Source organism: Paenibacillus sp. FSL F4-0097 (genome assembly GCF_038593125.1).
In the GTDB taxonomy this organism is placed as follows: Bacteria; Bacillota; Bacilli; order Paenibacillales; family Paenibacillaceae; genus Paenibacillus_AQ; species Paenibacillus_AQ odorifer.
Genome location: NZ_CP151965.1, coordinates 4,995,772 through 5,006,906, shown reverse-complemented (window position 1 = coordinate 5,006,906; position 11,135 = coordinate 4,995,772). Strand labels below are relative to the sequence as shown.

General features: G+C 47.2%; 7 protein-coding genes. All 7 read left to right on the top strand.

Annotation, left to right across the window (positions count from 1 at the left end; translation table 11 throughout):
• Positions 1 to 21: 21 nt before the first annotated feature.
• Positions 22 to 1,827: a glycoside hydrolase family 20 zincin-like fold domain-containing protein gene (locus tag MHH86_RS22540; protein ID WP_339809592.1), complete on the top strand. Its 1,806-nt coding sequence runs from the start codon at positions 22 to 24 to the stop codon at positions 1,825 to 1,827.
• A 167-nt stretch (positions 1,828 to 1,994) separates the two neighbouring features.
• On the top strand, positions 1,995 to 4,136 hold the full coding sequence (locus MHH86_RS22535) for an S-layer homology domain-containing protein (RefSeq protein WP_341144576.1): 2,142 nt from the start codon (positions 1,995 to 1,997) through the stop codon (positions 4,134 to 4,136).
• A 71-nt stretch (positions 4,137 to 4,207) separates the two neighbouring features.
• Positions 4,208 to 7,138 carry an insulinase family protein gene (locus MHH86_RS22530; protein ID WP_339809595.1) on the top strand — a complete coding sequence of 977 codons (2,931 nt, stop codon included), beginning with the start codon at positions 4,208 to 4,210 and terminating at the stop codon, positions 7,136 to 7,138.
• A 156-nt stretch (positions 7,139 to 7,294) separates the two neighbouring features.
• A complete protein-coding gene (locus MHH86_RS22525) occupies positions 7,295 to 7,726 on the top strand; it encodes a MarR family transcriptional regulator (protein WP_339809600.1) in 432 nt (143 codons plus the stop codon).
• Between the two features lie 18 nt (positions 7,727 to 7,744).
• Positions 7,745 to 9,127, top strand: coding sequence for an MATE family efflux transporter (locus MHH86_RS22520; RefSeq protein WP_339809603.1), 1,383 nt, complete (start codon positions 7,745 to 7,747; stop codon positions 9,125 to 9,127).
• A 193-nt stretch (positions 9,128 to 9,320) separates the two neighbouring features.
• Complete coding sequence (locus MHH86_RS22515) at positions 9,321 to 10,226, top strand: sugar ABC transporter permease (protein WP_036683142.1); 906 nt, start codon at positions 9,321 to 9,323, stop codon at positions 10,224 to 10,226.
• Positions 10,227 to 10,289: 63 nt separating this feature from the next.
• Positions 10,290 to 11,072, top strand: a complete 783-nt coding sequence (locus MHH86_RS22510; protein ID WP_052097522.1) for a carbohydrate ABC transporter permease — start codon at positions 10,290 to 10,292, stop codon at positions 11,070 to 11,072.
• Positions 11,073 to 11,135: the final 63 nt, after the last annotated feature.

Genomic DNA, 11,135 nt, shown 5'->3' with positions numbered 1-11,135 from the left:
GCAAAGATTAGGAGGAGAACGATGCAGAGCTTGATACCGCAACCGAAGCAGATCCAAGTGAAAGAGGGCGAAGCTTTTCTGTTCAGCGAGGGTGTAAGTCTGAGCCTCTACATGGAGCGGCATGATCCGAGACTGGTGGTTCATTGCCGCCGCTCGTTTCCGGAGCTGGAATGTACACATGTTATCTCGGGAAAAGGATATTCACTTATTCTTCAGAGTCTCTCGCAGCCAGAAACGGAAGGAGCACAGCCAGATGAAGTGGATCTGAAATTGCTTAACGGCCGGGCGGAAGGGTACAGGCTGGAGGTGTCGGAGCGCCGGGTGGTAATCCGTGCACTGGATGCGCTGGGTCTGTTTTACGGGCTGCAAACGTTACTACAACTGCGTAAGTCAGTAGGGGAAGTTCCTGCCGTGTCTATCGCGGACTGGCCTGACACTACTTTGCGGGCGATGAACTTTGATCTTCGCCAGACATTTTCCAAGCCAGAGCTGCTGCTATCGTATTTGGCGGATTTTGCCCGGTATAAAACGAATGCGGTTCTGATTGAATACGAAGATAAATTCCCGTTCCAGAAGTACCCGGAATTCGTGCATCCACAGCATTCATTAAGCCTCACACAGCTAGAGGAGCTGAAACGCACAGCCCATGAAAATTTTATTGAGATCATTCCGCTGCAGCAGAGTTTTGGGCATCTGGAGTATGTGCTCCGCCACGACACCTGGCGGCACTTGCGCGAAACGGAGTTATCCCTCGGGGAGATCTGCCCGTCGCATCCGGAATCCTTCGAGCTGATTACCGATCTGTTACAGGGGATGATGGATGCCCATCCTGATTCCCGTTATATTCACCTCGGCTGCGACGAGGTGTACAGCTTATGTGAATGCGAACGCTGTAAAACGTTGTTCGGAGGGGTACGGGAGCGGGCGTTTATCGCTTTTTTGAACACTTTGATTGAATTTACAGCCAGCCGTGGTAAAAAAGCGATTTTCTGGCATGACATGCTGGACAAATGCCCGCCGGAAGAACTGGCAAAGCTGGATAAGCGGAGTGCGGCGATGATCTGGATATACAACGGACGTAATATCGAAGCTGAGGTTTCCTCTCTTGCGGATAAATTCAGGTCACTAGGTATCGAGGTTATGGGAGCACCGGCGGTTCGCAGCTTTGACTGGGCTGAACATCAGAATTATCCGGTACTATTGAACCGGACGGATAATCTGCTCCAATGGGCGGAGACAGCGGAGAAGCTGGACCTCGGTTGCATCGTCGCCACGAACTGGACGGGGCCGTTCAGCCTTGGCGTTCCTTATGGTATCTTCGAGACAACGTGGTATCCGATGCTGCTGCACGCCGATTTGGCCTGGAACCGCAAAGCGGACGCCTCAACATTTATCGATCGATTCATGGAGCGGTTTCATGGCATTGATCCTAGAACAGGTCATGCTCAGCTCGGGAATTATCAGCTGGAAGATTATTATGATGTTATCTGGAAGCTGCTGGACAAGGTGAAGGATCATAAGGATGAAGCAGAGCTGATTGCCATTATGCATGATTTTGAAGCGGCGACGGACCGTTCGCGGGCGATCCACAAATATGTCTACCGCTGGGAGCTCTATCCGGGAGACGATGCGGAATGGCATTCGCTGCTGAACAATTACATGAGAAATCGCCGTGGACGTGAGAACGTTTTGCCTCGCATGAAAGCGGTTTTGGAGCGTTACCAGCCATCCGATATGGCGGAGCATTTTGTGAAATCCCGGTTCTATCTTCACGATTATCTGGAGCAGACATTATACCGTGAGCTGGGGTTTGGTCAGGCTGAATAAAGGTTTTGAAAAGATCGTACGGCTACCGTGTAAGCGGGTAGCTGTGCGGTCTTTTGTTATTCTTATCTGGATAAAAATGTATATTGAAACATAGTCAGGAACAAAATCCCATTTCGCTGCGTCTAACCTTATAAAGTTCTAGCAAACTACATTGGAGGAGAATGAATATGAGAGCAACACCCATAAACAGGACGATAAGGAAGGTTACACTTACCGCATTATGTATTTTGCTTGTTTTGCTGAGTGGCAGGGTAATGGCGGAGCCGTCTCCGGCACAAAAGACAACCGCGGTATTCACAGCGGAGATGCAGAGTACCTTGGAAGGGGCGCAGAATGTGCTGCTTACGATACAGCCATTCCCGGACGAAGCAGCCGTAGGTTTCTTCAAGAATGGGCGCAGTCTGCCCAAGGGATATCTGGAGCAGACTGCCGATAAGATTCTGGAACAGCGGGGCAAGTTCACCAAGGTGGCAGAGCTAACTCGAACAGCGTTGGCTTACAGTGCTGCGGGGGGCAACATCAACAACATCGCGGGTATTGATCTTTATCCATTCCTGATGAACCATGACGGAATTGATTCGGAAGGGGCAGCAGCGGTAGCAGCCGCCTATATTACCTCGAAGAACTCCATTTCAAATTCATTGGAGCGGACAAACCGTTACCCCGATTTGCTGTTTTATCAGCTGCTTGATATGCAGCTAGCGGATGGCAGCTGGCCGCTGGCCGGACAGAAGCAAGGAGATCTGGTAGCTACTGCCTGGGTACTGACGGCACTTGCTTCGGAAGTGAGTTCAGAACAAACTGCTCAGCCGATTGAGAAGGCTTTGCAGTGGCTTAAGAGCAAGCAGCAGCTAGACGGAGGATTCGATGGTAAAACTACGACGACAGCGCAGGTGATTGTTGCTTTATCCTCGCAGGGAGTTGATGCAGCAGATTTCACCAAGGAAGGCGGAGCCTCGTTGCTGGACCATTTGCTGGCGCGGAAGCTTCCGGGTGGCGGCTTTGCGCAGACAGCAGGCGGAGGAAACGATAGTCCCGCTACTGTGCAAGCCTACCTTGCCTTGACTTCCTATAAGCTGCTGTCCAAGCAGGCTGGCATGCTGTATAGCGGACTACATCATGCTGGACTTGACCGGGCAACGATTCAGGTCGAAGGACCCGGTGGCACCCTTGCCGGGGGGCATATTGTTGGCGGAGATGCTGTGAAGGCAGCGGCAGCCTTTTTACAGGCAAAGGGTTTAGCGTATAAGTTGAATGCGGATGCAGCTAAACCTGCCTTCACAGCTATAGAAGGGATTCAGAACGGGCGATACAATGGACGCGGAGAATGGAAGATTGCTGTATTCAGCGGGGGCAGTGCATGGATGTATCCTGAGAATAGCCCGTACAGACTGACGATAGGCAATGGGGATCAGCTGCTCGTTTACTACGCGGACGGCACAGAACTGCTTGACCGGATGGAAGTGAAGTGGAAAGATAAAAACGGCCAGGAAATGGGTGGATACGCAAGCGCCAATATGCCGTTTTCCCTCCATATCACCAAGTCAAACGGTCAGCTGGGCGGTCTTCCGGCTTTCGGCGCTACAGTGACACTTCAAGGAAAAAGCGTAGTGGCTGACAGCACGGGAAAGGTGTCTTTTGCCGGGATGAAGCCCGGTGTCTATCCTGTGCAAGTCACCAAATACCGTAAAGATGCCGCTCCAGCACTTTCCAAACGGACGTTTGCGCTGCATGTCTCTTCCCCGGAATTGGCCAGCTTTACGGATGCCAATAAAGTCGCAGCTTGGGCACGTTTGGATATCGCAACAGCGCTCAGCAGCGGATATATTCAGGGCGTGAGTGCCAGCGGAAATGTGCTGGCTCCTAAGCAGAAGCTGACCCGGGCTGAATTTCTGACCCTGCTGTTGCGGCTATTGCATGAGTTCCCCGATGCCAAGGCCACTTCTAGCTTTAAGGATGTTCCGGCGGACAAATGGTACAGCGGTACCATCGCCAAGGCTGAGGAGCTGGGCATTATCAGCTCTTCAGCCGGCAAGTTCGAACCGGACCGCGGTATTACGCGGGAAGAAGCGGCGGATATGATAACCAAAGCTGCCCGGTTGTCTACGTACGGCAGCCCGGACCGTGTGAAGTTTGCCGATACTTCCAGTTTGTCAGAGGCGAGCCTCCAGGCGATTCAGGCCGTGAATGAACATGAAGTAATGACCGGCAGCGGGGGCCGTTTCGATCCTAAGCAGATTCTGGTGCGTGAGCAGGCAGCGGCAATTTTAGTCAGACTGCAGAAATTAATCCCGGAAGCCTTCTATTAATGGAATAAACGTCCAGGGATATGATAAGCTTCAGATAGAGTTATCACATCCAGTGCAGAGGAGGCAAATCTATGAGCCGCTTGATCACAGGCAACATATATTATGGATTTCAGGTCGTTAATGAGGAATTTATCCGGGAGATCGATTCCGCCGTATTCACGATGGAACATCTGAAGAGCGGCGCCAGGCTGCTTTTCGTGCAGAATCAGGATGACAACAAGGTATTCAGCGTGAGCTTCAGGACCCCTCCTGAAGATAGTACAGGGGTCTTTCATATTTTGGAGCATTCTGTATTATGTGGTTCGGAGAAATATCCGGTGAAGGAACCTTTTGTAGAATTGCTAAAGGGCTCGATGCAGACATTCCTGAACGCATTTACGTTTGGGGATAAGACGATGTATCCGGTGGCGAGCCGGAATGAGCAGGATTTCTCCAATCTGATGGAGGTCTACCTGGATAGTGTATTTCAGCCGAATATTTATAAGCAAAAGGAGATTTTTGAGCAAGAGGGCTGGCATTACGAGCTTCAGCAAACAGAAGACGAGTTGATCTATAAAGGCGTGGTTTACAACGAGATGAAGGGTTCCTATTCCTCGCCGTTTACAGTGCTGATGGACAGGATCAAAAAGTCGTTGTATCCAGACACGATTTACCGCCATTCTTCAGGTGGAGATCCGCAGGAGATTCCTGCGCTTACGTATGAGCAATTCCTTAAGGCGCACAGCAATTATTATCACCCGTCCAACAGTTATTTTTATCTGTACGGAGACGTCTCTATTGAAGAGAAGCTGCAATTTATAGACCAGGAATACCTTAGCCGTTATGAAAAAAACAGCTTTGATACCTCCATTCCCCTACAACAGCCTACCGGAATGACGGAGCTGGTAGCGGATTATCCGATTCTGGAAGCAGAAACGGCCGACGACAAAACTTATTTGAGTCTGAACTATGTAATTGGAACCTCTACGGATCGGGAACTGAATCTGGCTTTTGATATTTTGAAAAGCATGCTGATGGACAGCAATGCAGCTCCGCTTAAGCAAGCCCTGCTGGAAAGCGGTCTGGGTAAAGATGCCTTTGCTTTTTATTCCGACAGTATGGTTCAGCCGCTGCTTGGCATTACCCTGACACATTCGAACGCCTCCGCCAAAGATGCCTTCGTGGAGCTGGTGAAGACCACATTAAGCAGCTTGGTTAAGAACGGGCTGGATGAGAAGCTGGTGCTGGCGGCGGTCAACAGCAAGGAATTTGAACTGCGGGAAGCGGACTTTAGCCGATATCCAAAGGGACTTACTTACAATATCGAAGTGATGAAGTCCTGGCTCTATGACGGTCAGCCGTCTACTCATATGCTTTATGAAGAGGTATTCACTACCATTCGGGAAAAAATAACGGATCGTTATTTTGAGAATCTGATTGAGGTCTACTTACTGAATAGTGATCATTGCAGTCTGGTGGTGCTGAACCCGTCCAAGACGATTGCAGCCGACAAGGAAGCGAGCACCCAGCGTCAATTAAGTGAATACAAATCATCACAGCAACCAGACCAGCTGGAGCAGCTTGTGCAGAGTACACAGCATCTTCTGGCGCGGCAAGGCCGTGCAGATGCTGCCGAGGATTTGCAGAAGCTGCCAAGTTTATCTCTACAGGACATTAACCGCAGTGCTGAACCTCAGGTGCCATCCCATGAATATAACCTTGAGGGTCTAAAGCTGATCCATCATGACGTATCTACTCAAAAGATTGCGTATTGCAAGTTTTATTGGGATACGAGTGTTGTGGCTCCTGAGCAAATTCCTTATCTTGTGCTGCTGGCAGAGGTATTGGGCCAAATGGAGACAGCTTCTTACAGCATTGAAGAGCTCACTAGTGAAATTGGGATCAAAACCGGAGGCATTCATTTCAAAAATGAGATCTTTGGCGCTGCAAAAGATACTGGAGCCAGTTATCAGCCTAAATTCACTGCGCAGGTTAAGGTGATGGCGGGGCATATTGGCGAATCGCTGGATCTGCTGCGCGAGCTGCTCTATACCAGCGCGCTTGATAATCTGACGAAGCTGCAGGAAATCGTGCGCCGGGAAGCTTCGCAGATGGAATCAGTTCTGAATCAAAAAGGCAATGAAATTGCGGCCAGCCGCCTGATGTCTTATTTTTCGGACATGGGAGCGTATCAGGAACAACAGGGTGGTGTGGCCTATTACCGCTTTATCCGTGAGCTTGCCGAGAAGATCGATCAGCAGGGAGCTGAGGTGGCAGACACGCTGAAGGATATCTGTGCGGTTTTATTCAATAAACAGAATTTAATCATCAGCGTGACGGGTACCCCTGATTTGTATGAAGAATTTGCCGCTAATGTAGCGAAGCTGGATATTCAGGATCGGCCAGTGGTGAATAAACCTAAGATTACGGCGCAGGGGCATGCGGATAATGAAGGTTTTATGTCTTCCAGCCAGGTGCAATATGTGGTTAAAGGCTACGACTTCAACAAGCTGGGATTTACGTATTCCGGCAAAATGCAGGTGCTCAAAAAAATCATGAGCCTCACCTATCTGTGGAATGCCGTGCGCGTGAAGGGCGGAGCTTATGGCGGAAGCCTGATGCTGCGCAGAGATGGGATATTGATGTTCACTTCCTACCGTGATCCCAATTTGCAGGAGACGCTGGAGGTTTATGATCAGGCGTACCGATTCACCGAAGGATATGAAGCGGATGCCGACGAGATGACCAAAGCAGTTATCGGCACCCTATCCATGCTGGACCAGCCGCTGAGCCCAAGCGCTCAGGGACGGCGGGCGGACCGGCATTATTTTGAGCAGGTAACCGGGGCCGAGCTGCAGCAGGAACGGGATGAAATCTTGTCGACCACACCGGAAGACATCAGACAGTATGCCGATTTGCTTAAGGCTGTGACGGAACAAAATTATTTCACAGTTGTCGGCAATGCCTCCAAGTTGGAATCGAAAAAAGTCTTATTCGGAAACCTAGAAGAACTAGTAATGTAATTTTCTCTATAAACGCCTCTTCAGTACCTGTCTGCCGACAAGTGCTGGAGAGGAGTTTTTTTGTATTTAGTTAGAACCTTGACAGTTAGAGCTCTAACTATTATGATAATGATGTTACTTAGAGTTCTAACTAATCCGCAAGAGGAGGAAATAACAATGAACAAACCCGTTGTAGACACACCATTTTCTAATTTAATACGAGAGATTGGGATAAAAATAAAAGGTACAGCTGACACCAGGTTAAATGAGTTAGGTCTGAACTCACAACAAGGCCGCATGATCGGCTATATTTTTGAGAATCAAGCAGAAGGGGTTATTCAGAAGGATTTAGCGGAGGTCTTTAACAGGAAGGGGGCGAGCATCACCAGTATGCTTCAGGGGTTGGAGAAGAAAGGGTATATCCAGCGTGTCACTCCTGAAAATGATGAACGTCAAAAGAGTATTTTTGTATTGGAAAAAGGTGCTCTTTTAGTGGAAGAGTTCAATGAGATTTTCTCTGAGGTAGAAGCAAGCATTACTAAGACGCTTAGTCCGGAAGAAACTGCAACCCTAAAGTCTTTACTTCAAAAAGTTAGTTCAAGTTTATAAACGTTCGGAGGTTCACTTATGACAAATGAGTTCTCAAATCAATATTATTTAGAGTCGGCGCCCATGAAAAAAGCGATCGCTCATTTATCGATTCCCATGATGATTGGGATGTCTGTGGGTACTATTTATAATGTAATCAATGCTTACTTCATCGGCTTATTGCACAATACAAGTATGCTGACCGCAATCACGCTGGGCCTGCCTATTTTTACCTTTTTAATGGCTTTTGGAAATGTATTGGGGGTAGGCGGAGGAACATTTGTAACCCGCTTGGCGGGGCAAAAAGAGACGGAAAAAGGGAAAAAGGTTGCCGGATATACTTTTTACGGGAGTATTGTAGTGGGGCTTCTTATCGCGCTCATCGCTTGGTTAGCTATTAATCCGATCACGCGAATGCTTGGTGCAGATGCTGCTACCTTAGACTTTACGAAGTCTTACGCGCTCACTCTTTTTGCAGGCGGATTTGCTGTTGTGCTTAATTTTGCATTGGAACAACTGGTCCGTTCGGAAGGGGCCTCGAAGGAATCAATGTATGGTATTTTTATCAGTACGGCTTTAAGTTTGATTTTTGATCCTATATTTATTCTCGTGCTGAATTGGCATGTTGCCGGGGCTGCTTTGGCTATGGTTTTAGCAAATTTGGGCTCTGCTATTTATTATATTTACTTTTTGGAAACGAAAAGTGAGCATTTAAGAGGATTTTTGAAGCATTTTAAGATATCTGTACGAGATCAGCTTGAGGTTTATAAAATAGGTACAGCCGAGCTATTGCAAGCCAGTTTTTTAATTGTCAGCACGCTTTTGTTAAATAACTATTCCATTCAATATGGGGAGAGTGTGGTCGCCGGATTTGGTGTGGCTTTAAGAATTGTGCAGATTCCAGAATTTTTATCGATGGGTTTATTTTTGGGATTGATTCCGCTATTTGCTTTTAACTTTGCTAGTAAAAATACGGAGAGACTTAAATCCAGCATCAAATACGCTTTTGCATATATAGGCGGCATTGCAGTTGTTTTTGTGAGTCTAGTATATGTGTTTAGAGGAACGATTCTTCATTGGTTCTCAGGCGATCCTTCTGTGTTAAGCATGGGAACTTATATTTTGGCAGCTATGCTGATCTCCGCTTTATTTAATGGATTTACAGGATTATTTATGAGCATTTTTCAAGCAACGGGGCAAGGCACACCCACTACTATTATGGCAATAAGCCAAGGTGTATTATTTATACCGATGATTATCGTATTGCATTCTATTTTTGGCCTGCACGGTGTGATTTGGTCGATGACTGTGACTGAGGTAATAACGAGTGTGATGGGTGTGGTTTTGTTTATGATTTTTCGGAAAAAACTGAATAGTGCGGGCGGGGATGGAAAAGGCGCTGTAGAGGTTACGCCGGGATAACGCGATTGCTTTATGTAAAACTCAATATGGATTTTGTTTGCTGCGGGAGCTTAGCTCGCGCTTTTTTTTTGCGTTGTGCAAAAGGAATATAAAACTGCTGGATCGGTAAAATTCGTTCCAAAATGAACAATTCTAGTTCTTATGATGACTGCTTACTTTTTCTACAATTATGGATAAGTAAAGGAGGAGAACTATGATACGCAAAAAAAGGTTTCATCTTAACATGGACACACGCGAAGCGATGGCGGGGTATCTATTCGTTGCACCGCTTATGCTTGGGCTGATCATCTTGACGTTGATCCCGGTGCTGGGCTCACTGCTGTTAAGCTTCACGGACTGGAACTTTGTGGCTGGGTTAGGGGGGATTAAGTTCGCGGGCGTGGATAATTTCATCAGGCTGTTTCATGATGATGCTTTTATGAAAAGCTTGCTGAACAATTTGCTCTTTATTATCACAGTACCGGTTACGATCATCGTTGCCCTGCTGCTGGCTATCCTGATTGATAAACAGGTTTTTCTGAAGGATTTGTTTAAAGTGATTTATTTCCTTCCTTATATCTCCAGTGTAGTAGCCATCGCTATGGTTTGGCAGGTTATGTTTCACCCTTCGCTGGGACCCGTCAATCAATTCCTGATGTCACTGGGGTGGAACAACCCACCCAAATGGTTAGCTGATATCCATTATGCTCTGCCGTCGCTGATGTTGATTCAAGTCTGGATTCAGCTCGGTTACAACATTATTATTTTTATTGCAGGTTTACAGAGTATTCCAAAGGATCTTTATGAAGCAGCTGATATTGATGGTGCCAACGTCTGGCGCAAATTCCGCAACATCACGGTTCCCTGCATTTCGCCAACTACCTTTTTCCTGCTGGTAACAGGGGTTATCGGCTCATTTAAAATCTTTGATCTGATACAAGTATTGACCCAGGGTGGACCGGCTAACTCCACGACCGTTATCGTCTACGAGTTATATGATACAGCCTTCAATCAGCTGAAGACAGGTTACGCCTCTAGCATGGCACTCGTTCTGTTCCTTATTTGCCTGATCATTACAGCCTTGCAGATGTTGGCGCAAAAAAAATGGGTCAACTATTAAAGGCGGAAAGGAGAAATTACAGTGAAAAAAGAGCTTCTATCCAGAACCTTCTGGACCATCGCCATGGGACTGCTAGGTATCGCATTTCTTTTACCGTTCCTATGGATGTTATCCACTTCCTTTAAGCTGGAGAAAGATGTGTTTAACTTTCCGATTCAATGGTTGCCACAGCAGTGGAACCTCATTGAAAATTATAAACAGGTATGGTCGGGTGACTTCGCTCGCTATTATGGAAATTCCATTTATATTACGCTGGCTACGACTATAATTAATGTGCTGATATGCGCACTTGCTGCTTATGGGTTCTCCAAGCTGCGTTTTCCGGGCAGGGATGCGATGTTTATAGTTGTATTGGCACTTTATATGGTTCCTCCGCAGGCTTCGTTGGTTCCACAGTTTCTACTGTTTAACTGGCTGAATTTAATTGACACACATTTGGGATTGATCCTGATTAACAGCTTTAGTATTATTGGAGCGTTTATGCTCAAGCAATTTTTTATGGGGGTAAACAACGAGTATCTTGAATCGGCGCGGATGGATGGAGCAGGGCATTTTCGCTCTTTTCTACAGATTGCCTTTCCGCTGATCCGTCCCGCTGTAGCTACTTATGCTATTTTGCGCTTTATTTGGACCTGGAACGACTATCAATATCCACTCATTTTTTTGAAATCTAAAGAGTTGTTTACGATTCAGCTGGGGATCCGGTTGTTCGGGGATCAATACGGGGATGTCTATTCACTCATGATGGCTGGTGCGGTATCTGCAATTCTGCCGTTGCTCATCATTTTTGCACTCGGACAGAAGCAGGTTATTGAGGGAATTGCCCTCGGAGGTGTGAAAGGATAATAAAAGTCAAAATAGTTTCTCTTCGGTAGAATATGAGAACTTTCCTCGTCAATCCTGCATGTT

Coding starts and splice junctions, on each gene's coding strand:
- MHH86_RS22510 (WP_052097522.1), top strand. CDS start 10,290: ATGGGACTGCTAGGTATCGCATTTCTTTTACCGTTCCTATGGATGTTA.
- MHH86_RS22515 (WP_036683142.1), top strand. CDS start 9,321: ATGATACGCAAAAAAAGGTTTCATCTTAACATGGACACACGCGAAGCG.
- MHH86_RS22520 (WP_339809603.1), top strand. CDS start 7,745: ATGACAAATGAGTTCTCAAATCAATATTATTTAGAGTCGGCGCCCATG.
- MHH86_RS22540 (WP_339809592.1), top strand. CDS start 22: ATGCAGAGCTTGATACCGCAACCGAAGCAGATCCAAGTGAAAGAGGGC.
- MHH86_RS22525 (WP_339809600.1), top strand. CDS start 7,295: ATGAACAAACCCGTTGTAGACACACCATTTTCTAATTTAATACGAGAG.
- MHH86_RS22530 (WP_339809595.1), top strand. CDS start 4,208: ATGAGCCGCTTGATCACAGGCAACATATATTATGGATTTCAGGTCGTT.
- MHH86_RS22535 (WP_341144576.1), top strand. CDS start 1,995: ATGAGAGCAACACCCATAAACAGGACGATAAGGAAGGTTACACTTACC.